Below are 23,478 nucleotides of genomic sequence, written 5' to 3'. Positions count from 1 at the left end.
CGATTGAATCGGATCATGCTCGTATCCTTTTGTTTGGTCGCATTTTCTTCACGCGAACCGGTGCCTACTTCGCTCGAAAACGCTCCAGCTTTTGTTTGGTCGCGTTTTCTTGACGCGAACCGGTACCCACTTCGCTCGAAAACGCTCCAGATCAACCATTCTTCAGCCGCTTCGTCAAAGGCTTGGCCGGACAATGCAGGTATCGCTTCCGATCTGTTGCCTTTTTAAACCGTGTTGTTCGAAAATGCCTGAGGTCACGGCTTCGTCGCTTGCGAAACGCCGGCAGTTGTGGCCTCTCTGACTGCATATTTGATTGTTCGCGAGGACGACGACCATGCGCCCGATTGCCTTGATGTTTGCCGCGCTCACGATCCTGGCAGGTGCCGGCCAGGCCCACGCCCAGTTCTTCGACTCCCGCGGCTATCAGTCCGAAGCCCCGAGCTTCTTCGGCGGCGGCGGCGTAAGCCCGATCCCGCGCACCACCGTCAACTACCCGACCAACTACGCCCCCGGCACCATCGTGGTGAACACCGCCGAGCGCCGGCTCTATCTGGTGCTGGCGAACGGCCAGGCGCTGCGCTACGGCATCGGCGTCGGCCGCGACGGCTTCCGCTGGAGCGGCGTCCACCGCATCTCCGCAAAGAAGGAATGGCCGTCGTGGACGCCGCCGTCGCAGATGCTGCGCCGCCGCCCCGATCTGCCGCGCCACATGAACGGCGGCATCGAGAACCCGCTCGGCGCGCGCGCGATGTATCTCGGCTCGACGCTCTACCGCATCCACGGCTCGAACGAACCGGAGACGATCGGCCAAGCCGTCTCGTCGGGCTGCTTCCGCATGACCAACGACGACGTCACCGACCTCTATGGTCGGGTCTCGGTCGGCACCACCGTGGTGGTGAAGAACAACTGATCGCGTCGATTTCAACGGAACCAGGCGCCGCCATTCGGCAAGATCGCTGATCCCGCCGCCTTGATCCCTCCTTGCGCTGCCGCAAACCTTGCGGCAGCGTTGTCACAATGCCCCAGCACCGTCCTTCGATCCTCGTCCTTCTTGCCGTAGCGCTCGCCGCTTGCCTCGCTGATGCCGCGCTGCCCGCGGCCGCCAACGAGGTACCGGCGATCGCCGCGCGCCAGCGCAACGAGAAGAAGGTCTTCACCGACGCCGAGATCGTGGAGGGCTTTCTGAAAACCGCGTTCGGCGCCGAATATCATCTCGCCGGGCGGGTCGACCGAATCCGCAAGTACGACAGTCCGGTGCGCGTGTTCGCCGACGGCAGCCGCGCCGACCGCAAGGCCCAGCTCGCCAGGGTCGTCGCCGACATCCGCAGCAAGGTGCAGCATCTCGACATCGCGATAACCGAGAACAACGAAGCGGCCAATGTCGTGGTCAAGCTGGTGCGCGACCGCGAGCTGTACCGCACGATCGCGACTTTCTACGGCCAGGAGCGCGCCAGGGAGATCCGCTCCTCGCTCGACCCGCAATGCCTGTCCGGCTTCCGCAAGAACGAGAACTACGAAATCGAGCATTCCGACGTGATCCTCACCGTGGACAACGGCGATTTCGTCTTCCTCGACTGCGCCTATGAGGAGCTGTTGCAGTCGCTCGGCCCGATCAACGACACCGCCACCGTGCCCTGGACCATGTTCAACGACAACGTCTCGATGGGCTATTTCGACGTCTACGACCAATATCTGCTCAACCTGCTCTACGACCCCCGCATCAAGCCCGGCATGACCGTGCAGGAGGTCAAGGCCGTGCTGCCCGCCGTCCTCGCCGACGTCCGCGCCTGGGTGGCGAAGGTGAACCATCTGGAGTGAGGGTGGCGGCCTCCGTCGATCGGCGCACACGCTCGCGGCATTCACAGCCGTCGTCCCGGCGAAGGCCGGGACCCATACGCCGCAGGGTCACGTTGTTGAACAGGCAGTGGCCCCAGCGTCGAACAACAATTCGCATTCGTGGTAATGGGTCCCGGCCTGCGCCGGGACGACACTGAGGTTGTTGCGCCGCTTGTGAATCATGCATCCGCGTTCTCGCGACATGAGCGCGCGATCTCCCCAATCGTCGTCCTGGCGAAAGCCAGGACCACCGCACTTGATGATGAACGAGATCGCGGCCACAGCATCGCGCAACAATTGACATTTGGGGTAATGGGTCCTGGCTTTCGCCAGGACGACGAGGATGGTTCTCGCGCGACGTAACGTAGCGTCATTGCGTAGTCCTCGCCCGGCTTTGACCGGGCGATCCAGTATTTCCAGAGACAGTCATTGTTGAACCGCGCGCACCGGAAGGCATGGTTGCGTGGCGGCGGTCCTGAATTCTCGCATTGGTTGTATTATAATCGCATGACAATGCACGACGCAGGTCGGATGCGCGCCAAAAAAGTGTGCTATAAGCACGTGCGATGATCGAGCTTCCCCGTACCCAGGCCTTGCGTTGCTTCATCACGGTTGCCCGTGAAGGCACGGTATCGCGCGCAGCGGCGATGCTGAAGCTGACCCAGCCCGCGGTCAGCCTGCAGCTGAAGGCACTCGAGGAAAGCACCGGGCTGCAGCTGTTCAACCGCACACCTGCCGGATTCACCCTGACCGAGGCCGGCGCCGCGCTGCTGCCGCTGGCGCACCGGGCGGTGGCGGCCGCGTCCGACTTCAAGACGATGGCGGACTCGCTGAACGAGGCACAGCGCGGCACGCTGCGCGTCGGCACCATCCTCGACCCCGAATTCACCCGGCTCGGGCCGTTCGTGCGCAGCCTTGCGATGTCCTCGCAGCGCACCGAAGTCTTCCTGCGTCATGGCGTGAGCGACGACGTGCTGGCGCAGATCGGCCGCGGCGAACTCGACGTCGGCTACTATGTCGACGCCACGCCGCAGGACCAGCTCGTCCATCACAGCTTCACCGAACGGACCATCGTGGACGGCCGCTACCAGCTCGCCCCGCTGCTTTGCTACGACTACCGGGTGATCGCACCGATCGCCTGGCGCGACCGGGTGATGGGCAAGGGCTGGGCCGAGCTCGCCGAGCTGCCCTGGCTCGCGACACCGCCGCACTCCGGCCACCGGCGGCTGCTCGACGACATCTTCCGACCGCTCGGCGCATTGCCGAAGCGGATCGGCTACACCGACCAGGAAGAGGCGATGATCGACTTCGTCGAATCCGGCCTCTGCCTCAGCCTCGCACGCGACAACGTGCTGGCGCCGCGGATGGCGCGGCCGCATCAGTTCGTGGTCGCCGACAAGGTGAAGCTGACCTGCGATCTCTCCTTCGCCAGCCTCGCCGCCCGCCGCCAGGAGCCGGTGATCGCCCACGCCTTCGCAAGCGTGCGCGCGGTATGGAATATCAAGCCGACGATCGCCGGCGCCGGTCCGACGCGGACACGGAAGGTCGCGAAGAACGTGTGACGCAGACGCTCGGCTTAGGCCGCGGCGACCAGCGGTCTCGTCATGTCAGCCATCGTGGGCACCAGCGACGGCGCTTCACAGTCCTGCAGAGCGAGCTCGTTGACCAGCTCGCGCAGCCTTGGCGGCAGATCGGCGTAATCGCCACGCAGGGCGTGGCGCAGCCGTTCGCCAATCTCTTCGCAGATGGCGCGCGCGTGCTCGGACGCAATCGGATGAGGCTCAATCATGGACGTGGACCGCCGGCGATGACCGCGCGCCGTCCCACTGCACTTCCGCAACCACGGATCCCGCATGTGCACATGCGATCAAGACGAGGATCCGAACAATGCTGAACATGGTTCGTACTCCCTTTTCCTGTCCTTCAATAACAGCAGGTCGTTGCCGCCCGATTAGGGAAACTGGTTCTCACGGCCTTTAAGGGATTGGTAAACGCGAGGTTGAGGACGGGCGGAGCCCGCTCAAGAGCTCCGGACGATGTCGGCCTCGCCATCCCCGTTCCCCGTTTCGGCACCCCAGCCGATCAGGGCAGAACTCGAGCAGGCGCAGACCCTGCCCGCGCCGCCCAATGTCCCCAATCAGGGGGACAGACGGATCGGGCGGAATCAATATGATGCGCGACCGGACGGCGGTCGGCTATCATCGGCCGCAGATAAAAAGAACCTGCTGGGAGGAGTTGCAATGAAGCTGGCCATGGCCGGACTGTTGACATTTGCGAGCGCGATCCTGATTGCGCCGGGCGCGCGTGCCGACATCAAGGTCGGCGTCGTGGTGTCCGGATCCGGACCGGGATCGGCGCTCGGCCAGCCGCAGATGCGCACCATCGCCGCGCTGCCGAAGGAGATCGGCGGCGAGAAGGTGACCTATATCGCGCTCGACGACGAGTCCGACCCGACCAAGGGCACGCAGAATGCGCGGCGCCTCGTGATCCAGGACGGCGTCGATATCCTGATCGGCTCCTCGCTCACCCCGGTGACCATGCCGATGCTCGACGTCGCCGTGGAGAGCAAGACGCCGATCATCTCGCTCGCGGCGGCGACCGCGATCGTGCAGCCGATGGACGACCGCCGCCGCTGGGCGTTCAAGGTGGTGCCCAATGACGACCTGATGGCGGCGGCGATCCTGAAATACATCGCCAAGTCCGGCATCAAGACGCTCGGCTATATCGGCGTCTCCGACGGCTATGGCGAAGGCTATTACAAGGAGGTGTCGCGGCTCGCCCCGCAGCTCGGCCTCACCGTGACGACGCATGAGGTCTATGCGCGGGCCGACACCAGCGCGATGGGCCAGGCGCTCAAGGTGATCGCGACCAATCCGGAAGCGGTGTTCATCGCCTCCGCCGGCACGCCCGCCGTGCTGCCGCAGGAGGCGCTGCGCAGCCGCGGCTATGCCGGCAAGATCTTCCAGACCCATGGCGTGGCCTCGGAGGAGTTCATCAAGCTCGGCGGCGCCAATGTCGAGGGCGCGATCTTCACCGGCGAAGCCTTCACCATCGCCGACGATCTGCCGGCGAACGATCCGTTCCGCCAGGTGCGCGACGAGTTCGTGTCGTCCTACGAGAAGGCCAACGGCTCGAGGCCGAACATCTTCGGCGCGCATCTGTGGGACGCCGTCACGCTGTTCAAGCGGGCGGCCGCGAATGCGCTCAAGACCGCAAAGCCCGGCACGGCGGAATTCCGCGCCGCGCTGCGCGACGAGCTCGAGCGCGGCAAGGACGTCTACCTGAACAACGGCCTCTCGACCATGAGCCCGACCGATCACAACGGCTATGACGAGCGTTCGGCGTTCCTGATCAAGGTCGAAGGCGGCAAGTTCAGGCTGGTGAAGTAGCGAGGGAGCGTCGGCGGCTGCGCCGTCACACCTTGCCGGCGCCGCTGCAGATGCCCTTCAGCGCCTGCCATTCGGCCGATGACAGCAGCGGCGGACCGTCGGGCCGGCTGGCGGCATCGGCCTTGTCCATGCGCGCGAGGCGGTCCTCGGTCAAGGGATGGCTGGAGACGAGCGAGAGCCCCTTGCCGCCCTCCTTGCCGGTGACGCGGAACATCAGTTCGCCCATCGGCTTGGCCGGACGGCCGAGCTTGTGCATGGTCTCGATCGCGAAGCTGTCGGCGTTGGTCTCGGCGTCGCGCGAATAGGACGACGTCACCAGCGAGCGCGAGGCGAAGATCAGCGCGCCGGAGCCGGTGACGTCACCGAACAACAGCCCGATCAGGAACGAGGTGCCGCCGTTGTGGATCAATTCGCGCATGCTGTCGCGGTGCCGGAGATGGCCGAGCTCATGCGCCAGCACGCCGGCGATCTCGTCGGGGTTCTCGGCTTTCTCCAGCAACCCGTCGAACAGATAGACCTTGCCGCCGGGCAGCGCGAAGGCGTTCGGCACCGACGTCGCCAGCACGCCCGACTGCACCGACGTATCGAAGCCTGCGGACTGCCGCAACTTGCCGACCAGCTTCGCGAAGGCCGCCTGGCCGGCCGGATTGCTGCAGGGCTTGCCGTCGAACAGAACCTTGACCTGCGCCTCCGCGACATCGCCGATGCGGCGCTCGAACGAGTCGGGCACCAGCGGCGTCAGCCGCTCGGCGGCCAGAGGCACGCCGAACAGCACCACCAGCACGATCGACACCGCGGCCGCGAGCGACCAGCCGACGATCGCGGCGACGCCCCTGCGGTTCGGCAAATCCGCCTCGAGCGTGTCGCAGCGCGCGACCAGCGCGGCGATCAGCCCGGCGTCGCGGATGTCGAGCCGCGCCAGAGGCGGTGCGGTCAGGCAGCTCAGCCGCAACAGGCCGGACGGGCTGTCGGCGCGGCGGATGTCGTGAAACACCCAGCGCGCGAGCAGTGCGCCGTCTTCGCGGATCTCCAGTGCGTCGGACAGTCTGAGTGCGACGATGCGCCGCCGGTTCGACAGGCCGTCGAAGAAGGCGCCGCCGGGAGCCGGCGCCGCGGAATTGGTCTGACTGGAATCGGATTCCATGGAGCTAGAAGCCCCCGACGTCGAGGCCATCGGCAAAGCCTTCGCCGAGCGCGTTGGCGAGCTCGCCGCGCGCGGTGACGTTGGCGGCCGCCTGGATGTTGTGCACGATGGTCGAGGACAGCACCCGAACCCAGAGATCGCGCATCAGATAGACGCGCAACACCACGTTCAGCGCCAGCGCAAAGGCGAGGTAGCCGATGCCGAGCAGCACGATCAGCGGAATGCTCTTGGCGAACGCCTCGGTCCTGAAGAAGTCCGAGATCGAGGAGCCGTCCATGCTGGCGACCAGCAAGGTGCAGAGCGCGAGATAGGCCGCGAACACCATGCCGAGCAGCACGACCCAGCCGATCACCTTCCAGTACAGGCCGATCAGCGCGCCGCGGCGGAGCGTGGACTCCAGCCTCACTTCGCCGAAACGGATTCCCGACAGCCACCAGCGCCACTCGACCGCCTTGAACGCGGCATAGGCGAACGGGGCGAAGATCGTGCTGTAGAGCGCGAACGGCATCAGGACCCAGAGCCACCAGCCCCGCGCGAAGAACTCCCAGCCGCGGCCGTCGAACGAGCCTTGAAGGTCGCCGTAATAGGAGTGCCGCATCTTGTAGCGTTCGAGCGCCGCCTCGCGCCACGGCAGCGCGAGGCCGAGCGTGATCACGACCAGCACGCCCCAGAGCGAGGCCTTGAGCGCATAGACCCAGCCCGAGCCGCTCATCCAGAAGCGGACGCCGCGCCACACGGTGCGGGTCAGGCGGTAACGCCGCGCGCGATAGATCGCGAACTGGCCAAACAAATAGAAGAAGGCGACCAGCGGCAGCGAGGCGAACGCCTTGAAATGCTCCGCCTCGATGCCGATCAGGAAGTAGCCGAGATAGATCGGCACCAGGATCGCGAGCGCGACCAGGAAGCCGATCAGGAGCTCCTTGCCGCGGCCAGTATATTCCGGCGCGTCGCCATCGATCTGGCTGTTCGACCACAGATGACGGCGGATGTCGGTGGTGAGCCAGAACCGGTAGAAGCCGACCGTGACCAGTTCGAGCCCGGCGCCGCGCGCGACCAGGCGAAAGAACTCCTTCCGGTTCCCTGAAAACGCCACCGGCATCGGCGGCGGGGCCGGTTGCGGAGGCGGCTGCGGCGGCCCCAGCGGGGTCCAGCTCATGTCGTTCACGGGATGGCTCCTGGCGGGACAATCTCTGGGTATCAAAAGCACAGATTTGTCGTCGCGAGTGTGATCCAGGTTTCACACAAGGTCGAGATCGCCGGCCGATTTTTGGCGGGATGCGGTTGGCCATGCCTTAACGGCAATGCCGGAAAGCGCGCAGTCCTCGATCGACCGCCGGCGTCGAACCCCCGGGCGGCAATGACATACTTAACGATCAGGCGATGGAGGCGAAGCCGCCGCCGCAAAGCGAGGAAACCGCAGCGATGAACAGATGGATCCTGTCAGCATGCCTCCTGACGCTCACGGCAGCTCCGGCCGCTGCCGTCGACGTGCGGCTCGATTCCTATCGCAATCCAAAGAGTGAGAATTTGCGCATCTTCAATCACATGTACCTCGACGGCGTCAGGGGCGGCCTGATGGCGTCCAATGCCTGGCTGAAACGGCATGGCGGCCAATTGTTGTTCTGCATGCCCGACGACCTCGCACTGAGCAGCGAGCAGACCGAAGAGATCATGCTCAAGTCCGCCGACAAGCGGTCGGCGAAAGGTGAGATGGTGATCGCTCTCCTGCTGCTGTGGGGGATGCAGGACACCTACCCCTGCGAAAAGCCCGCCGGCGAGAAGACCGGCAGTCAATAAACGGCGCCGGCACCGTTCGCACGCCGCCGCCCGGCCAGATCAAACGCCGTTTCAAACGGGCGTGGTCGCGGCCGCAGCCCCTCCCCGCCGGAAAAGCCCGGATTCGGCCGCTTTGGCCTGACATCAATGCGGCCAAATGCGCGTCGAGAGCCCTTGCGCAAACCGCGGAATGAGAATGTAATTCGGTAAAACATGCCGCGCCGGCCATGCCCCGGCAGCTCAAACGGTTGAGGAGCCGCTCATGCACGGGACCATCGATCTCGTCGACAACACGAATCTGGACGCCGCACGCGAACGCGCCAATTCGCTTGCGCTTTCGGACTACGATCCCGGCAATCCCGAGCTGTTCAAGACCGATACCTTCTGGCCGTATTTCGACCGGCTGCGCCGCGAGGATCCGGTGCACTACTGCAAGGACTCGATGTTCGGTCCGTACTGGTCGATCACCCGCTACAACGACATCATGGACATCGAGACCAACCACTCGGTGTTCTCCTCGGCCGCCTCGCTCGGCGGCATCACCATCCGCGACGTACCGCCGGATCTGCGCCGCGAAAGCTTCATCGCGATGGACCAGCCGCGCCATTCGGCGCAGCGCAAGACCGTGGCGCCGATGTTCACGCCGACGCACCTCGACGAGCTCGCCACCAACATCCGCAAGCGCTCGACCGAGTGCCTCGACAATCTGCCGCGCGGCGAGGTGTTCGACTGGGTCGACAAGGTCTCGATCGAGCTGACGACCCAGATGCTCGCGGTGCTGTTCGACTTCCCCTGGGAAGACCGCCGCAAGCTGACGCGCTGGTCCGACGTCGCGACCACCCTGCCCGGCGCCGGCGGCCTCGTCGCCACCGAAGACGAGCGGCAGGCCGAACTGATGGAATGCGCGAGCTATTTCGCAAGGCTGTGGAAGGAGCGCGCGAGCCAGCCGCCGAAGAGCGATCTGCTCTCGATGATGGCGCACAGCGACGCCACTCGGAACATGGACCCGAAGAACTTCCTCGGCAATCTGATCCTGCTGATCGTCGGCGGCAACGACACCACGCGCAACACGCTGTCCGGCAGCATCTATGCGCTGAGCAAGCATCCGGAGCAGTACCGCAAGCTGCGGGAGAACCCGGCGCTGATCGACAGCTTCGTGCCCGAGGTGATCCGCTGGCAGACGCCGCTCGCCCATATGCGGCGCACCGCGCTCGCCGACTACGAGTTCCGCGGACGCCAGATCAAGAAGGGCGACAAGGTGGTGATGTGGTACGTCTCGGGCAACCGCGACGAGGAAGCGATCGAGAAGCCCTACGAGTTCCTGATCGACCGCGCCCGGCCGCGCACCCACATCTCGTTCGGCTTCGGCATCCACCGCTGCGTCGGCCTACGGCTCGCCGAGCTGCAGCTCAAGATCATCTGGGAGGAGATCCTCAAGCGCTTCGACACCATCGAGGTGGTGGAGGAGCCGCAGCGGGTGTATTCCAGCTTCATCAAGGGCTACGAGACGCTGCCAGTGCGCATCGCCGCCTGACGCGTCGCGAGCCAACCGGGATCAAGGAACATGAACGTCCAGACCGCCATCCGTGCCGACCGGGCCGAGTTGCTGCGCCAGGCCCGCGAGGAAGCGTATTCGACACCGCTCAGGGATTTTCATCCCGGCGCGCCAAAGCTGTTCCAGAACGACACGCTGTGGCCGTGGTTCGAGCGGCTGCGCAAGGAAGAGCCGGTGCACTACTGCACCAATGCGCCGATCGAACCGTATTGGTCGGTGGTGAAGTACAACGACATCATGCATGTCGACACCAGCCACGGCATCTTCTCCTCGGACTCCACGCTCGGCGGCATCTCGATCCGCGATGTGCCGCCCGGCTACGACTATCCGAGCTTCATCGCGATGGACCAGCCGAGGCACGCCCATCAGCGCAAGACCGTGTCGCCGATGTTCACACCCACGCATCTCGACGAGCTGGCAAAGCTGATCCGGCAGCGCTCGGCCAGCGTGCTCGACAATCTGCCGCGCAACGAGACCTTCAACTTCGTCGAGCGCGTCTCGATCGAATTGACCACCCAGATGCTGGCGACGCTGTTCGACTTCCCCTGGGAGGAGCGGCGCAAGCTGACGCGCTGGTCCGACGTCTCCACCGCGCTGCCGAAGAGCGGCGTCGTCAACTCGCCGGAGCAGCGGCGGCAGGAGATGGACGAGTGCTACGCCTATTTCTCGAAGCTCTGGAACGAGCGCGTCAACGCCCCGCCGCGCAACGACCTTTTGTCGATGATGGCGCATAGCGACGCCACGCGGCACATGGACCCCGACAATCTGATGGGCAACATCATCCTGCTCATCGTCGGCGGCAACGACACCACGCGCAACACCATGAGCGGCTCGGTGCTGGCGCTGCACGAGCATCCCGACCAGTTCAGGAAGCTGAAGGAGAATCCCGCACTGATCGACACCATGGTGCCGGAGGTGATCCGCTGGCAGACGCCGCTGGCGCATATGCGGCGCACCGCGCTTGTCGACACCGAGATCGGCGGCAAGACGATCAGGAAGGGCGACCGCGTCGTGATGTGGTATGTCTCCGGCAACCGCGACGACGAGGTGATCGATCGTCCGAACGAGTTCATCATCGACCGCCCGCGGCCGCGCATCCACCTGTCGTTCGGCTTCGGCATCCACCGCTGCGTCGGCATGCGGCTCGCCGAGCTGCAGCTTCGGATCGTCTGGGAAGAGATGCTGAAGCGCTTCGACCGCATCGAGGTGGTCGGTGAGCCGAAGCGGGTCTATTCCAGCTTCGTCCGCGGCATCGAGAACCTGCCGGTGCGGATCCCGGGCTGAAGCCAGATTGTCCTTGGCCACAAAGACGATCGGCCCTATGTCTTCCCGGGCGTGGTAGTTGATGCACCGCGTCTTGCAGCTCGGGCCAGTTGACGGAACATGAACCGAAAAGAGCGGCGTGCGGCCGGGAAGCAACGGGACGCGTCCAGCAAAAACGCACCTGCCGTCGGTTCCACGGGTGTCAGCATTGACGGCCTCGCCGCCGAGGCCAGCCGCTTCTACGCGATGCGCCGCTTCAACGAAGCGCAGGAGATCTGCCGGCAGCTTCTCGCGCGCGAGCCTGGCCATGTGCAGAGCCTCAATCTTCTCGGCCTGATGGCGCAGGCTGCCGGCGATCACCGGGCTGCAGCAAAGATGTTCACCAAGGCGATTGCCTCGGACGAGGTCAATGCCGCCTGCCATTACAACGCCGGCAACTCCTACCAGGCACTGGGCAATCGCAGCAAGGCGGCCGCGCATTTCAGCAAGGCGCTGGCGCTCGGCATGGACGCGAAGGCGGTCGGCTTCATCCTGCAGAGCCCGACCGTCACCACCTATGCCGGGCGGATTGCAAGCAAGTGGCCGCTACCGGTCACAAGCGTCGAATTGTTCGGCAGCGAGGGTGTCGCCCCGCTCGCGAACGACCTGTTCCTGCGCTGCGCGATGGAAACCACCACGCTGGCGAGCATGCAGCTTGAGGTGCTGTTCGGATATGCGCGGGCCGAGCTGTTGCGGCTCGCGAGCAAGCCGGATCAGGATGACGTCGACGACGATATCGTAGCCTTTGCCTGCGCGCTCGCGCGGCAGTGCTTCATCAACGAATATGTCTATGCGCAGACCGGGGCGGAAAGCGAAGGCGCGGGCGCGCTGCGCGACCGGTTGCTGCAGGACCTGGCATCAGGCGCTGCGATCATGCCGCTCACGCTGGCCGCTGTCGCCGCTTACTTCCCGCTTCATGCCTTGCCGACGGCGGACGCGCTGCTGCGCCGGGATTGGCCCGCGGCCGTCGCCGGCCTGTTGCGGGTGCAGCTTCGCGAGCCGCGCGAGGAGATCGAAGAGCGCAGCACTATTGCAGCGCTCACTCCGATCACGAACGACATATCCGTCGAGGTGATGCGCCAATACGAGGAAAATCCCTATCCGCGCTGGACCGTCAACCCGTTGACGGCCTTCGCAGCGGATCGGGCGCGGGGAAGGACCGTCGCAACCGCGGACCAGCGAGCCGAACGGGATATCCTGATTGCCGGCTGCGGCACCGGCTCGCACGCGATCCAGATCGCGCAGGTCTATCCCAACGCCCGCCTGCTCGCGGTCGACATCAGCAGGACCAGCCTTGCCTATGCGCGCCGCAAGACGCGGGAGCTCGGCTTGCGCAACATCGAGTATGCGCAGGCGGACATCCTGGAGTTGGCCTCGATCGATCGCAGCTTCGACAGCATCGAGTCGGTCGGCGTGCTGCATCATCTTGCCGAGCCCTTGGCCGGCTGGCGCGTGCTGGTCTCGCTGCTGCGGCCGGGCGGCACGATGCGCATCGGGCTCTACAGCGATCTGGCGCGCCGCGTCATCGTCGAGGCCCGCGATCGCATCGCGGCGCGCAATTATCGCGCCACCGCCGGCGACATCAGACGTTGCCGGCAGGACATCTTCCGCGAAGCCGACAAATGGAAGCCGCTGATCGGCGCCAAGGATTTCTACAGCATGAGCGGCTGCCGCGATCTGCTGTTCAACGTCATGGAACACCGCCTGACGATTCCGGCGATCGCGGCATTCCTGAACGAGCATGGCCTGTCGTTCGAGGGGTTCGAGCCGTTTGACGATCCGGCGGTCCTCGACCGATTCCGCAAGCAGTTTCAGGGCACGGCCGACGAGACCAATCTCGATCAGTGGCACCGCTTCGAGGTCGATCATCCCGAGACTTTCTGGGACATGTACGTGTTCATGGCGGGCAAGAACGCGCGCTGACGGCAAGCTGCTGGAGCGTGAGGAGATGAGGTCGAATAGCGGCCGCGATGGCACCGCGCTCCCTCTCCCCGTTCTTACGGGGAGAGCGTTGGGGTGAGGGGCACTCTCCGCATAAGCGGTGATAGCTGTGTTTGCGGAAACTCCCCCTCACCCGGAACGCATCTAGCGATGCGTTCCGACCTCTCCCCGCACGCGGGGCGAGGTGAGCGGAGTTGGCCGCTCGATTCAAAGTAACCTCTCTAGCGCGCGTGCTGACCCTTGCTGGTCGGCAACGGGCAATTGGTGCAGACCCGGTCGTCGCACATCCGGCAGATCGTGAAGCGATCCATCTCGGATGTGTCCTGCCTTGCCAGCAGCTCGCGGATCAGCGTTGCGAGCTGCTTCCGCTCAGCGACCGACAGCACGTCGAGCAGCGACGTCACGGCTGAAATCCGCGACGCCAGCAGTTCATTCCGGGACGCAGCGCCCGATGCCGTCAGGTGCAAGGCGACTTCGCGGCCGTCCTTGCCCGCCCGGCGTTCGACAAGCCGATCCGAAACCAGCCGATCGACCAGGCGGACCGTTCCGGAGTGCGACAGGCCAAGAATCCGCCTCAGCTTGTCGTTGGTCATGCCCTGGCCATAGCCGATGACGATCAGCGCCGCGGGCGTTTCGCCGCCACGGCCGACGACCTCGCGCGCGCCTTGCTCGATCCGATCCATGACAGCGAGCGACAGCGCGCCCAGCAGATTAGCGATTCCGCTTTCCATGCCGGGAACAATATGTGCGCTGCGCACAAAAAACAACTTGACCAGATATGTGCGCTACGCACATATTTGCCCGGGAGCGCAACGACGACACAAATGGAGAGCAGCGATGACGACCCGAAGCACCGCACTGGCAACGCGTGACGCTGCCGGCAGCGAACCCGCCCTGAAATACGTGCAGGCCAACGGCGTGCGATTTGCCTATCTCGAACAGGGCAGCGGACCGCTCGTCATGTTCATGCACGGCTTTCCCGACAATGCCTGGTCGTACCGAAAGCAGCTGCAGGTGTTCGCGGATGCCGGCTATCGCGCGGTCGCGCCGTTCCTGCGCGGCTATGCGCCGACGGAGATTCCGGCCGACGGCATTTTCGATCCGATCGCGCTGGGCCAGGATCTCGAAGCGTTGATCGCGGCGCTGAGCGACGACGGACAGGCCTACGTCGTCGGCATGGATTGGGGCGGTACGTCAACCTTCCAGGCGCTGGCCACGGCGCCGTCGGCGATCAAGGCCGCGGTGGTCATGAACACCGCGCACCCGATCACAATCCCAAGCCTCCGGAGCGATCCCGATGCCGTTCGATCGGTTTTCCATGTCTATTTCTTCACGGTGCCTGGCGCTCACTCGGCGGTCAACATCGAGGGACTTCCCTTCGTCGACTACCTTTGGAAGCTGTGGTCGCCAACCCTGCAGAACGACGAGCATCTCCGCTCGGTCAAGGAGACGCTCAGCTCTCCCGGCACCATGAAGGCGGCGCTGAAATACTACAATGGCCTGGTCGATGCGGGAGTTGCGGGCCGGCTACCGATCAACGACATGCATACACCGACGCTGACAATCTATGGCGGCAACGATCCGACGGCGCGGTATTCGATCAAGGAAGAGCCGCTCTTCAAGGGACCACATCGGCGCATCGTCCTGCCCGATGTCGGCCACTTCCCGCACCTCGAGCGTGAGGCCGAGGTCACAGGTCTGATCATGGACTGGTTCACAACGCACGCCGCCGACTGAACGGACGCCACCACCTGCGGCCGCGTCAGCCACACCATCCTTCGAATTCTCTGACCAGGAGTGCGCGCAATGGACGCCACGACACAGCAGCACTACGCCGAAGCGTTTCACCGACTTCACAAGCAGGGCGATCCGCTCGTCCTGTTCAACGCCTGGGACGTCGCCACCACCAAGGCGATCGCGAAGGCCTCGCCGGCGGTGGCGACCAGCAGCGGCGCGGTCGCATCCGCGCTCGGCTACGCCGACGGCGAAAATGCCCCGCTCGACATCGTGGAAGGCTTGGTCTCGCGGATGACCGCGTCGGTGCCGGTTCCGGTGTCGATCGATCTGGAGGCGGGTTATGGCGACACGCCGGATGCCGCCGCGCATTCGGCGGCAAGGATCCTGAAGGCCGGCGCGATCGGCATCAATATCGAGGACGGGCTTGTTGGCGCAAAGCGGCAGCTCGCCACTCCGGAGCAGCATGCCGCGAAGATCAGGGCGGTGCGGGACGCCGCGCAGAGACTCGGCGTTCACCTCTTCATCAATGCGCGAACCGATCCGTTTCTGCTGAAGTTCGGCTCGCCCGAGCAATGTCTGGATGAGGCGGCGCGACGTGCGAAGGTCTATGCCGATGCCGGCGCTGATGGAATTTTTGTACCGGGGCTCACCGACCTCATACTGATCGAGAGGTTCGTTCAACTGACGCCGCTGCCCGTCAACATCATGGTGACGCAAGGCGTGCCCGAAATCGGCGAGCTCGCCCGCGCCGGTGTTCGCAGGGTGAGCCTTGGGCCGTGGCCGATGATGGCGGCAATGCGTGTCATCGGACAGGCGGCCGCCGCGGTCGCCACGAGCAAGCAATACGGCGCGTTTCTACAGCCCGGCAGTTGAGCACGTGAGCGCACGCAATGTCACGGTCCGGCCGGACCGTTCAGCCCGTGCCGGCCGGACTACCAGGTTCATGAACGAGTCACTCGATCACTTCGTCTGCGCCGCTGACGACTGAAGCAGAGAACTCGTGGCCAAGCAGTTTGGCGGTCTTCAGGTTGATGACGAACTCGACCTTGGTGACCAGCTGAACCGGAAGATCGGCAGGCTTCTCACCCTTCAGAACCCGGCCGGCGTAGACGCCCGCGCGTCGATGCGACTGCACGAAATCTCCGCCATAGCTCATCAAGCCTCCGGCTGTCGGGAAATCCCGGGTCTGCGTGATTGCGGGAACACGATACTTCAGTGCGAGATCGGCCAATCGCCGGCTGCGAAATGCAAAATAGGGATCGGAGGTGAAAACAAGCGCGTTTGTCGAATCTCTCTCTACGGAAGCAAATACGGCTTCAAACTCCTCTTCCTTGCTTGCCCTCGATATCTGCAGATGGACCCCCAAAGTTTCGGCAGCGGCCTGAAGCTTCTGCAGTTGCGAGCTGGCCGTTGGACTTGTCGGGTTGGTCACGACCCCCAACGTTTTCGCCGCCGGCAGAAGTTCGTGCATCAACTCGAGCCGCTTCGGCGACACGTCGACGCTCAGGCTCGAGATTCCCGTGATGTTGCCTCCCGGCCGCGACAGGCTGTCCACCACACCCAGCTGAACGGGGTCGCCGCCCATCTCGAAAACGATCGTCTTGGTGACGCCGGCAGCTTTGGCGGCAAGCGCGACGGGGGCGCCGCCGGGCGCAACCACCACATCGACGTCGCGCGCGATCAATTCGCCGGCCAGTGCAGGTAACCGGGCATATTGCCCATTGGCCCATCGATATTCGATCGCAACGTCGCGGCCCTCGACAAAGCCGGCTTCACGAAGTCCCTGGTGGAAAGCCTTCAGCCGGCTGCCAAACAACTCCGGCGATTCCGGACAAAGATAGCCGATCACAGGCATCGACGGCTTCTGCGCCCGCGAGGATGTGGTCCAGGCCGCGGCGGCGGCCATCAACAACAGGACCTCACGCCGGCTGCCGCGTCCGTGGGATGCTGCTGCACGAGAATGAGCGCAACTCATGCTCTATCGACCCGCTGGCGTTCGCCGTCGGCGGAAGTATATCCCACGATCCGAAACCAGTCGCCAATGGACTGCACCGAACCGCTCCGGCCGGCATCGGCCAACACACATCAAAAAGATATTCCGAACACCGGAATGGCGTCATCGAAGCCCTTGATTTGGCGACTCCCGATATCCTCCAGGGAGCGCTTGCCTCTGACGCTTGCGGCGGTCCCTGCGTCCATCAGGATTTCCCGATCTGCGGCAGATGCGCACAGGCGGGCGGCGAGATTCACGACACTGCCGATGGCCGTGTAATCGAGCCGGTCTTCGTAGCCGATCCGCCCAACCGTCGCCGATCCACTGGCAAGCCCTATTCCAAAGCCAACCTGGTAGCCCCGCGACCGCCAGCCGCCGATCAAGCCCTGCACGCGCTTCTGCATTTCGGTCGCAAGGTCGACGGCTCTCAGCGCCGGCTCCTCGACCGGCACGGGTGCGTTCACCAGCACCATCAACCCGTCTCCCGAGAAGCTGATGAGGGTTGCTTCGAACCGCGCAATGACCCTGCCCAGAACCTCATAATATTCGGACAGCACGCTCATGACTTCCTCGGGAGCGACGCCCGCGGAAAACGCGGTGAACCCGCGCAAGTCACAGAACACAACGACGACGTCGGTGCGGCGGCCATCCAGCACGCTGTCATCGCCGGCACGATCGACGAGATCGGCGACTTGAGGCGCGAGAAACCGCTTGAGCTTCGCGATCCGCTCCTGGTGCTGCTGCGCCAGCGCGAGCTCGCCGGCCATCCTGTTGAAGCTGCTTGCCAGACGCTGAAATTCGTCCCCGGTCTGGATCGAAATGCGGTGCTCGAACGATCCGGCGCCGATCCGCTCCGTCCCCTCCTCGAGCAGCCTGATCGGCTCGGTCATCCGGTGCGCGAATGCATAAGCGAGCAGCCCTGCAAATACGGTGCTGCCTGCGAGAAGCACTGTGGTCCGTCGCAACGCGGCATAGATCGGGGCGTAAGCCTCGGAGAGCGGCTGCGCCACCACGACGGTCCAATCGGGACCCGCCACCGGAGCCGCGCGGGCAGCAACCGGACGTCCCTGTCCGTCGCGGCCCGTTGCAAAGCCCGCTCCCGGGCCGATCGCGTCGCGTATGGTGCGAAACGGCTGGGAGGTTGTTTCTTCCAGCCCGCGGAGGACGAGGCTGATGTCGGGATGGGCAATGAGACGGCCCGGCCGGTCCAGCACGAAGGCGAGGCCCGTCTCTCCCACCTTGATCGCCGATACGACATCCCAGATCAGCTTGAGATTGACTTCGGCGATGACAGCGCCGACCGCGGATCGGTTACCCACGAGCGCAATGGTCAAATACGGCTCTGAGCCTCTGTTGTAGCTGACATCGCTGAACCAAACCTGGCGTGCGTGGGCGCCGACCAGCGCAGGTTCAGCCGATCGGTCGATACGACTTTCAATTCGATTGAGGCCGACCCGTGAGACGTAGAGACGCTCCAACCCATTGTTGTCGATGAGTGTCAGGCTGACGACGGCCGGCGCTTGACGAAACAGACGCAACGCATCGGTTCGGCGTCCCTCATCGACCTCGTCGGTCCAGGGAAGCTGGACCAGCCAGCCGAGCTGGCTTGCAATGTCGGAGATGAAGTTATGAATTTCAGCGGCCGCGGAAGCCGCCTGAACACCGAGCAACTGGTCCAGCCTTGCGCGCTGATCGCGGTAACCGAACCAGGCTTCGATCGACCCGTTGATCACGAGCGGAAGCGCGACGGCCAGGAACAGCGCGAGAAAATACTTTGGGAAGAGGCCGCGAAACCGATCTCGGACAATCATGCCCTGATCCCTGAAAATGCGACGGATATATCGATATGCGAAATGAAGCCTTGAAAATGAAGCCCGGCGCTGCCGCCAACCGGCATCTTCTAGCATAGAGCATCGTCTTAGGCCGTAATGGGGCTGTTGCTCGACCCGACCAAAAGACGCAGCCGGCTCCGGCCGCCATTTCGCTTGCGTCGGCCCTGCAAAACCTTGGGCCCTATAAAATTCCGGCATAGCTGGGCGAGCCAGATGCGAAGAGAATAAACCCCTGACCTGGCTTAAAGCCAGCGGTGTGAGGACGCGCCCATGCGCGTCCCTTGTATTGACGCGTTTTTCTTCGCGAACCGGTACCCGGTTCGTTCGAAAACGCCACCGCCGAGGCCATGATGGACCAGATTGCCGTTCACCAGGACAGCGCGACCAGCCGGGACTGGCCGGTTGCGATCTACCGCACGCTGAAGAGCTTTGGCGTGGCACAGGTGTCCTACGTTCCCGATGCGGGACATTCCAAGCTGATCAAGCTGTCGCACGCCGATGCCGACATCAAGACCACGGTGCTGACGACAGAGGAAGAGGGCGTGGCGCTTTCGGCCGGCGCCTGGCTCGGCGGCGATCGCGCGGTGCTGTTGATGCAATCGAGCGGCGTCGGCAATTGCGTCAACATGCTGTCGCTGATGGCGAGCTGCCGTTTCCCGCTGCTCACCTTGGTGACGATGCGCGGCGAATGGGCCGAATTCAATCCCTGGCAGATCCCGATGGGCCGGGCGACGCCGCAGGCGTTCGAGATCATGGGCACCACCGTGCTGCGGCTGGAGAACCCCGATGATGCCGAGGAGGTGATCTCGGCCGCCGCCTCGCTCGCCTATGACGGCGACCAGCAGGTCGCGGTGCTGATCTCGCAGCGGATGATCGGCCGCAAGAAGTGGACCAGGGAGACGCACTGATGTCGGCATCAACAGGCACTCTCGATCGCCGCGCCGCCGTGAAGGCGCTGCTCGCCGACCGCGGCGATCTGCTCGTGATCTCCGGGCTCGGCTCCTCCTCCTACGACGCGTTCGACGCCGGCGAGCATCCCGGCAATTTCTATCTGTGGGGCGCGATGGGCGGCGCCGCGATGGTCGGGCTCGGCCTCGCGCTGGCGCAGCCGAAGCGCCCGGTACTGGTCGTCACCGGCGACGGCGAGCAGCTAATGGGGATCGGCAGCCTGCTGACGATCGCGACCAAGCAGCCCGGCAATCTCTCGATCGCGGTGCTCGACAACGGCCATTTCGGCGAGACGGGCATGCAGCCGAGTCACTCCGGCCTCGGCGCCAGGCTCGAGGTGATCGCTGATGGCGCGGGCATCGGCAATGTCTGTGAGATCGCCGACATGGCCGGTATTGAGAAATTCCGCAACAGCCTGCGCGATCTCGGCGGCGGCCCGCGGCTGGCGCGCATTCGCATCGCCGCCGGCGAAGTCGAGCGCGCGCTGCCGCCGCGCGACGGCACCTACCTGAAGAACCGCTTCCGCGGCCATCTCGGCTTCAAGGTGAGCTGAGAGCAGAATGCGTGCGACCCAGTCATTGCGAGCGAAGCGAAGCAATCCATCGCGCAGCATTCGCGGACGGATGGATTGCTTCGTCGCTATCGCTCCTCGCAATGACGGAACTCAGGCGAGCTGGATATCCCAGAGCCCCTCGGCGCGCAGCGCGGCGACCTCATCGCGTAACAGCTTCGCGATCAGCGTCATCGCGTTGGAGCCGGGATGCTCGACCGGCGAGGCCAGGGTCAGCTCGCGCCGCGGCGCCGGCCGCGCGATGGCGGCGGTCTCGAGCCGACCCTCCGCCACCTCGGCGCGTACCGAGGACGGCGGCAGCAGGGTATATCCGAGCCCCTCCTCGACCAGGCTGGTCAGCACGCGGAACGAATCTGCCTCGAGCTTGACGTCGAGATCGATCTTCTTCTTCGCCGCGGCATGTTCGAGCAGCGCACGGAGGCCGTGCGAATGACTTGGCAGCACCAGGCGCTGGCGCATCAGCCAGCCGAAGTCGACTTGCTTCTTCGGCTTCAGCCCGCTGCCGCGCGGGCCGACCGCGACGATGCTGTCGCGGCCGAGGCTCTGCACCGCCAGATGCAGATCGACCGACGGGCCGTAAATCACGGCAAGGTCCATCTCGCCGCGATGCAGCCACTCGATCAGATGGCCGCTGTAGCTCTCGACGATGCAGAGGGAGATGCCGGGATAGCGCTCCACCGTGCGCCGCGCCAGCCGCGCCGACAGCACGCAACTCACCGTCGGCACCAGCCCGAGCACGACGCGCCCGGACGGTGCACCGCCAGCGGACTGGATGTCGTCGCGGATCTGGTCGATCTGCCGCACGATACCGCTGGTGCGCGCCAGCAGCAGCCGGCCGGCATCGGTCAGCACCATGCCGCGACCGTTGCGCGTGAACAATTCGGTGCGCAGCTCGTGTTCCAGCAGCTTGATCTGCCGGCTCAGCGCCGGCTGCGCGACCCGCAAGGTATCGGATGCCTTGCTCAGGCTCCCGAGTTCCGCGACGCAAGCAAAGGTCCTAAGCTGGCGGAAATCCATGCTTGCCAATCCTGGAAGGCAGGTTCATACGCTATAACAAAACAGCATAGGGAGTTTACCGGGGCCCCACAACAGCGGGCGTTTTCTTCACGCGAACCGATTTCCGCTTCGCTCGAACACGCTCTGGCGCAACCTCTCGGCAAGACGAAACAATGACCGCACACGATCAACACATCGACGACCATTCCGACATCCGCGACGCGGTGGCAAAACTCTGCGCGCAGTTTCCAGGCGAATACTGGCGCAAGCTCGATCGCCAGATGGCCTATCCGAAGGAATTCGTCGATGCGCTGACGGAGGCCGGCTATCTCTCGGTCTTGATCCCCGAGGAATATGGCGGCGCGGGCCTGAAGCTGTCGGCGGCGGCGGCGATCCTGGAAGAGATCCAGCGCGCCGGCTGCAATGGTGGCGGCTGCCACGCTCAGATGTACACGATGGGCACCGTGCTGCGGCACGGCAATGACGCGCAAAAGGCGAAGTATCTGCCGAAGGTCGCGACCGGCGAGTTGCGGCTGCAGGCGTTCGGCGTCACCGAGCCGACCAGCGGCACCGATACCTCGTCGCTGAAAACCTTCGCGCGCCGCGAGGGCGACCATTACGTCGTCAACGGCCAGAAGATCTGGACCAGCCGCGCCGAATATTCCGACCTGATGGTCCTGCTGGCGCGCACCACGCCGAAGGAGCAGTCGAAGAAGCGCACCGACGGTCTCTCGGTGTTCATCGTCGATATGCGAGAGGTGAAGGGCAAGGGGCTGGAGATCCGCCCGATCCGCACCATGATGAACCACGCCACGACCGAAGTGTTCTTCACCGACATGAAGGTGCCTGCGGAGAATCTGATCGGCGAGGAAGGCAAGGGTTTTCGCTACATCCTGTCCGGCATGAATGCCGAGCGCATCCTGATCGCCGCCGAATGCGTCGGTGACGCCAAGTGGTTCATCGCCAAGGCCACCAACTACGCCAAGGAGCGCAGCGTGTTCGGGCGGCCGATCGGCCAGAACCAGGGAATCCAGTTCCCGGTCGCCAAGGCCTATGCCTCGATGCGCGCCGCCGAATTGATGGTGAAGGAAGCCACCCGCAAATATGAAGCCGGTCTCGATTGCGGCGCCGAGGCCAACATGGCCAAGATGCTGGCGGCCGACGCGTCCTGGGAAGCGGCCAACGCCTGCGTGCAGACCCATGGCGGCTTCGGCTTTGCCGAGGAATACGACGTCGAGCGCAAGTTCCGCGAGACCCGGCTCTATCAGGTGGCGCCGATCTCGACCAATCTGATCCTGTCCTACGTCGCCGAGCACGTGCTCGGCATGCCCCGCTCCTACTGAGTTGCTTGATCATGCTGCCGCTTGAGGGATTGACCGTCATCGCCGTCGAACAGGCGGTTGCCGCGCCGTTCTGCTCGTCACGCCTCGCCGACGCCGGCGCCCATGTCATCAAGATCGAGCGGCCCGAGGGCGATTTCGCCCGCGGCTACGACGCCGCGGCGAAGGGCCAGAGCAGCTATTTCGTCTGGCTCAACCGCGGCAAGGATTCCGCCGTGGTCGACCTCGCCACCAAGGAAGGCCGCGCGCAGCTGGAAGAGCTGATCGCCGGTGCCGACGTGCTGCTGCAGAACCTCAAACCGGGCTCGATGGACAAGCTCGGCTTCTCGCGCGAGCGGCTGCGCAAGGATTATCCGAAGCTGATCATGTGCACGATCACGGGCTATGGCGACACTGGCCCCTATGCCGACCGCAAGGCCTATGACCTCCTGATCCAGGCCGAAAGCGGCCTTGCCTCGATCACCGGCGGCCCGGAAGGCGCCTCGCGCGTCGGCATGTCGATCGTCGACGTCGCAACCGGCGCCACCGCGCATGCCGCGATCCTCGAGGCGCTGATCGGCCGCGGTCGCACCGGAGACGGTGCCGACATCCGGATCTCGATGTTCGACGTGATGGCCGACTGGCTCACCGTGCCGCTGCTCAATGCCGAGGACGGCAAGTCGCCGAAGCGGATCGGCCTCGCCCATCCCTCGATCGCGCCCTATGGCGTGTTCCGCTCGAAGGACGGCAAGGAGATCCTGATCTCGATCCAGAGCGAGCGCGAGTGGAAGACGCTGTGCGCCAAGGTGCTGGGCCAGCCCGGCCTGCCCGACGATCCGCGCTTTGCCAATATGGTCGAGCGCGTGCGCAACCGGGTGCTGACCGACGGAATCGTCAGCGACAGCTTCGGCAAATTGACGCGCGAGGAATTGCTGGCGAAGCTCGCCGAGGCCGACATTGCCTTTGCCGAGGTCAACAGCATGGACGACCTCGCGAAACATCCGCATCTGCGCCGCATTGAGGTCGACACGCCGAACGGCAAGGTCAGCTATCCGGCGCCGGCCGCGATCGTGGTCGGCGAGGACAGGCACTACGGCAAGGTGCCCGCGATCGGCGAGCGCAGCAGACGTTCCTGAAAT

At 64.6% G+C, this 23,478-nt stretch carries 22 protein-coding genes; 15 read left to right on the top strand and 7 right to left on the bottom strand.

All coding sequences use genetic code 11. The features are described 5' to 3' along the window. Nucleotides 1-2: 2 nt before the first annotated feature. The 4 genes from J2R76_RS41150 (at nt 3) to J2R76_RS37080 (ending at nt 3,398) form a co-directional block, all read left to right on the top strand. The gene (locus J2R76_RS41150) at nt 3-113 is read left to right on the top strand and encodes a sortase B protein-sorting domain-containing protein (protein WP_375166586.1); all 111 of its coding nucleotides are present in this window, start codon (nt 3-5) and stop codon (nt 111-113) included. A 221-nt stretch (nt 114-334) separates the two neighbouring features. Then, on the top strand, nt 335-910 hold the full coding sequence (locus tag J2R76_RS37090) for a L,D-transpeptidase (RefSeq protein WP_253625694.1): 576 nt from the start codon (nt 335-337) through the stop codon (nt 908-910). Nucleotides 911-1,017: 107 nt separating this feature from the next. Next, the gene (locus tag J2R76_RS37085) at nt 1,018-1,818 is read left to right on the top strand and encodes a DUF2927 domain-containing protein (RefSeq protein WP_229192962.1); all 801 of its coding nucleotides are present in this window, start codon (nt 1,018-1,020) and stop codon (nt 1,816-1,818) included. Nucleotides 1,819-2,402: 584 nt separating this feature from the next. Further along, on the top strand, nt 2,403-3,398 hold the full coding sequence (locus J2R76_RS37080) for a LysR family transcriptional regulator (RefSeq protein WP_253625693.1): 996 nt from the start codon (nt 2,403-2,405) through the stop codon (nt 3,396-3,398). 14 nt (nt 3,399-3,412) lie between these two features. Here J2R76_RS37080 and J2R76_RS37075 read toward each other — a convergent pair whose 3' ends face one another. Next, nucleotides 3,413-3,625: a hypothetical protein gene (locus tag J2R76_RS37075; protein ID WP_253625692.1), complete on the bottom strand. Its 213-nt coding sequence runs from the start codon at nt 3,623-3,625 to the stop codon at nt 3,413-3,415. A gap of 451 nt (nt 3,626-4,076) precedes the next feature. Between J2R76_RS37075 and J2R76_RS37070 the strand changes: the two genes are divergently transcribed. Then, nucleotides 4,077-5,225 (top strand): ABC transporter substrate-binding protein, encoded by a 1,149-nt coding sequence (locus J2R76_RS37070; RefSeq protein ID WP_253607293.1) that lies wholly within the window; start codon nt 4,077-4,079, stop codon nt 5,223-5,225. 25 nt (nt 5,226-5,250) lie between these two features. On the opposite strand, the gene J2R76_RS37065 is transcribed toward J2R76_RS37070, so the two are convergent. After that, entirely contained in the window at nt 5,251-6,369 is a 1,119-nt protein-coding gene (locus tag J2R76_RS37065) for a M48 family metallopeptidase (RefSeq protein ID WP_253625691.1), read from the bottom strand. Between the two features lie 4 nt (nt 6,370-6,373). After that, entirely contained in the window at nt 6,374-7,525 is a 1,152-nt protein-coding gene (locus J2R76_RS37060) for a DUF898 family protein (RefSeq protein ID WP_253626125.1), read from the bottom strand. A gap of 266 nt (nt 7,526-7,791) precedes the next feature. Between J2R76_RS37060 and J2R76_RS37055 the strand changes: the two genes are divergently transcribed. From J2R76_RS37055 to J2R76_RS37040, 4 genes are all read left to right on the top strand, one after another. After that, entirely contained in the window at nt 7,792-8,166 is a 375-nt protein-coding gene (locus tag J2R76_RS37055; protein WP_057019327.1) for a hypothetical protein, read from the top strand. A 241-nt stretch (nt 8,167-8,407) separates the two neighbouring features. After that, nucleotides 8,408-9,679, top strand: coding sequence for a cytochrome P450 (locus J2R76_RS37050; protein ID WP_253589450.1), 1,272 nt, complete (start codon nt 8,408-8,410; stop codon nt 9,677-9,679). A 30-nt stretch (nt 9,680-9,709) separates the two neighbouring features. Beyond that, a complete protein-coding gene (locus tag J2R76_RS37045; RefSeq protein WP_057019294.1) occupies nt 9,710-10,984 on the top strand; it encodes a cytochrome P450 in 1,275 nt (424 codons plus the stop codon). A gap of 99 nt (nt 10,985-11,083) precedes the next feature. Beyond that, nucleotides 11,084-12,925 carry a bifunctional 2-polyprenyl-6-hydroxyphenol methylase/3-demethylubiquinol 3-O-methyltransferase UbiG gene (locus J2R76_RS37040; RefSeq protein ID WP_253625690.1) on the top strand — a complete coding sequence of 614 codons (1,842 nt, stop codon included), beginning with the start codon at nt 11,084-11,086 and terminating at the stop codon, nt 12,923-12,925. 239 nt (nt 12,926-13,164) lie between these two features. Here the strand turns inward: J2R76_RS37040 and J2R76_RS37035 are convergent, their stop codons facing one another. Beyond that, the gene (locus J2R76_RS37035) at nt 13,165-13,674 is read right to left on the bottom strand and encodes a MarR family winged helix-turn-helix transcriptional regulator (RefSeq protein WP_168858530.1); all 510 of its coding nucleotides are present in this window, start codon (nt 13,672-13,674) and stop codon (nt 13,165-13,167) included. 106 nt (nt 13,675-13,780) lie between these two features. Here J2R76_RS37035 and J2R76_RS37030 point away from each other — a divergent pair, with 106 nt between their 5' ends. Both J2R76_RS37030 and J2R76_RS37025 read left to right on the top strand, forming a co-directional pair. Further along, the gene (locus J2R76_RS37030; protein ID WP_168858531.1) at nt 13,781-14,680 is read left to right on the top strand and encodes an alpha/beta fold hydrolase; all 900 of its coding nucleotides are present in this window, start codon (nt 13,781-13,783) and stop codon (nt 14,678-14,680) included. Between the two features lie 69 nt (nt 14,681-14,749). Beyond that, a complete protein-coding gene (locus J2R76_RS37025) occupies nt 14,750-15,553 on the top strand; it encodes an isocitrate lyase/phosphoenolpyruvate mutase family protein (protein WP_253625689.1) in 804 nt (267 codons plus the stop codon). A 79-nt stretch (nt 15,554-15,632) separates the two neighbouring features. On the opposite strand, the gene J2R76_RS37020 is transcribed toward J2R76_RS37025, so the two are convergent. Continuing rightward, complete coding sequence (locus tag J2R76_RS37020; protein ID WP_057019326.1) at nt 15,633-16,586, bottom strand: ABC transporter substrate-binding protein; 954 nt, start codon at nt 16,584-16,586, stop codon at nt 15,633-15,635. Between the two features lie 179 nt (nt 16,587-16,765). Continuing rightward, on the bottom strand, nt 16,766-18,484 hold the full coding sequence (locus J2R76_RS37015) for an adenylate/guanylate cyclase domain-containing protein (protein WP_057019289.1): 1,719 nt from the start codon (nt 18,482-18,484) through the stop codon (nt 16,766-16,768). Between the two features lie 368 nt (nt 18,485-18,852). Here J2R76_RS37015 and J2R76_RS37010 point away from each other — a divergent pair, with 368 nt between their 5' ends. Both J2R76_RS37010 and J2R76_RS37005 read left to right on the top strand, forming a co-directional pair. Beyond that, nucleotides 18,853-19,413, top strand: a complete 561-nt coding sequence (locus tag J2R76_RS37010) for a thiamine pyrophosphate-binding protein (protein ID WP_156436427.1) — start codon at nt 18,853-18,855, stop codon at nt 19,411-19,413. Then, nucleotides 19,413-20,006: a thiamine pyrophosphate-dependent enzyme gene (locus tag J2R76_RS37005; protein WP_253625688.1), complete on the top strand. Its 594-nt coding sequence runs from the start codon at nt 19,413-19,415 to the stop codon at nt 20,004-20,006. The genes J2R76_RS37010 and J2R76_RS37005 overlap by 1 nt, the downstream gene beginning before the upstream one ends. A 111-nt stretch (nt 20,007-20,117) precedes the next feature. On the opposite strand, the gene J2R76_RS37000 is transcribed toward J2R76_RS37005, so the two are convergent. Beyond that, a complete protein-coding gene (locus J2R76_RS37000) occupies nt 20,118-21,041 on the bottom strand; it encodes a LysR substrate-binding domain-containing protein (RefSeq protein WP_028334965.1) in 924 nt (307 codons plus the stop codon). Between the two features lie 152 nt (nt 21,042-21,193). Between J2R76_RS37000 and J2R76_RS36995 the strand changes: the two genes are divergently transcribed. Together J2R76_RS36995 and J2R76_RS36990 are read left to right on the top strand one after the other, a co-directional pair. After that, entirely contained in the window at nt 21,194-22,363 is a 1,170-nt protein-coding gene (locus J2R76_RS36995) for an acyl-CoA dehydrogenase family protein (protein WP_050386889.1), read from the top strand. A gap of 11 nt (nt 22,364-22,374) precedes the next feature. Continuing rightward, nucleotides 22,375-23,475 (top strand): CaiB/BaiF CoA-transferase family protein, encoded by a 1,101-nt coding sequence (locus J2R76_RS36990; protein WP_253625687.1) that lies wholly within the window; start codon nt 22,375-22,377, stop codon nt 23,473-23,475. The last annotated feature ends 3 nt before the right edge of the window (nt 23,476-23,478 follow it).

The organism is Bradyrhizobium sp. USDA 4532, from assembly GCF_024171315.1.
Taxonomy (GTDB): Bacteria; Pseudomonadota; Alphaproteobacteria; order Rhizobiales; family Xanthobacteraceae; genus Bradyrhizobium; species Bradyrhizobium australafricanum.
This window is presented reverse-complemented; position numbering and strand designations above follow the sequence as displayed.

What these genes read in the sequence shown, in the direction of transcription:
- J2R76_RS37090 (WP_253625694.1), top strand. Translation starts at nt 335, where the DNA reads ATGCGCCCGATTGCCTTGATGTTTGCCGCGCTCACGATCCTGGCAGGT.
- J2R76_RS37085 (WP_229192962.1), top strand. Translation starts at nt 1,018, where the DNA reads ATGCCCCAGCACCGTCCTTCGATCCTCGTCCTTCTTGCCGTAGCGCTC.
- J2R76_RS37080 (WP_253625693.1), top strand. Translation starts at nt 2,403, where the DNA reads ATGATCGAGCTTCCCCGTACCCAGGCCTTGCGTTGCTTCATCACGGTT.
- J2R76_RS37075 (WP_253625692.1), bottom strand. Translation starts at nt 3,625, where the DNA reads ATGATTGAGCCTCATCCGATTGCGTCCGAGCACGCGCGCGCCATCTGC.
- J2R76_RS37070 (WP_253607293.1), top strand. Translation starts at nt 4,077, where the DNA reads ATGAAGCTGGCCATGGCCGGACTGTTGACATTTGCGAGCGCGATCCTG.
- J2R76_RS37065 (WP_253625691.1), bottom strand. Translation starts at nt 6,369, where the DNA reads ATGGAATCCGATTCCAGTCAGACCAATTCCGCGGCGCCGGCTCCCGGC.
- J2R76_RS37060 (WP_253626125.1), bottom strand. Translation starts at nt 7,525, where the DNA reads ATGAGCTGGACCCCGCTGGGGCCGCCGCAGCCGCCTCCGCAACCGGCC.
- J2R76_RS37055 (WP_057019327.1), top strand. Translation starts at nt 7,792, where the DNA reads ATGAACAGATGGATCCTGTCAGCATGCCTCCTGACGCTCACGGCAGCT.
- J2R76_RS37050 (WP_253589450.1), top strand. Translation starts at nt 8,408, where the DNA reads ATGCACGGGACCATCGATCTCGTCGACAACACGAATCTGGACGCCGCA.
- J2R76_RS37045 (WP_057019294.1), top strand. Translation starts at nt 9,710, where the DNA reads ATGAACGTCCAGACCGCCATCCGTGCCGACCGGGCCGAGTTGCTGCGC.
- J2R76_RS37040 (WP_253625690.1), top strand. Translation starts at nt 11,084, where the DNA reads ATGAACCGAAAAGAGCGGCGTGCGGCCGGGAAGCAACGGGACGCGTCC.
- J2R76_RS37035 (WP_168858530.1), bottom strand. Translation starts at nt 13,674, where the DNA reads ATGGAAAGCGGAATCGCTAATCTGCTGGGCGCGCTGTCGCTCGCTGTC.
- J2R76_RS37030 (WP_168858531.1), top strand. Translation starts at nt 13,781, where the DNA reads ATGACGACCCGAAGCACCGCACTGGCAACGCGTGACGCTGCCGGCAGC.
- J2R76_RS37025 (WP_253625689.1), top strand. Translation starts at nt 14,750, where the DNA reads ATGGACGCCACGACACAGCAGCACTACGCCGAAGCGTTTCACCGACTT.
- J2R76_RS37020 (WP_057019326.1), bottom strand. Translation starts at nt 16,586, where the DNA reads ATGGCCGCCGCCGCGGCCTGGACCACATCCTCGCGGGCGCAGAAGCCG.
- J2R76_RS37015 (WP_057019289.1), bottom strand. Translation starts at nt 18,484, where the DNA reads ATGATTGTCCGAGATCGGTTTCGCGGCCTCTTCCCAAAGTATTTTCTC.
- J2R76_RS37010 (WP_156436427.1), top strand. Translation starts at nt 18,853, where the DNA reads ATGATGGACCAGATTGCCGTTCACCAGGACAGCGCGACCAGCCGGGAC.
- J2R76_RS37005 (WP_253625688.1), top strand. Translation starts at nt 19,413, where the DNA reads ATGTCGGCATCAACAGGCACTCTCGATCGCCGCGCCGCCGTGAAGGCG.
- J2R76_RS37000 (WP_028334965.1), bottom strand. Translation starts at nt 21,041, where the DNA reads ATGGATTTCCGCCAGCTTAGGACCTTTGCTTGCGTCGCGGAACTCGGG.
- J2R76_RS36995 (WP_050386889.1), top strand. Translation starts at nt 21,194, where the DNA reads ATGACCGCACACGATCAACACATCGACGACCATTCCGACATCCGCGAC.
- J2R76_RS36990 (WP_253625687.1), top strand. Translation starts at nt 22,375, where the DNA reads ATGCTGCCGCTTGAGGGATTGACCGTCATCGCCGTCGAACAGGCGGTT.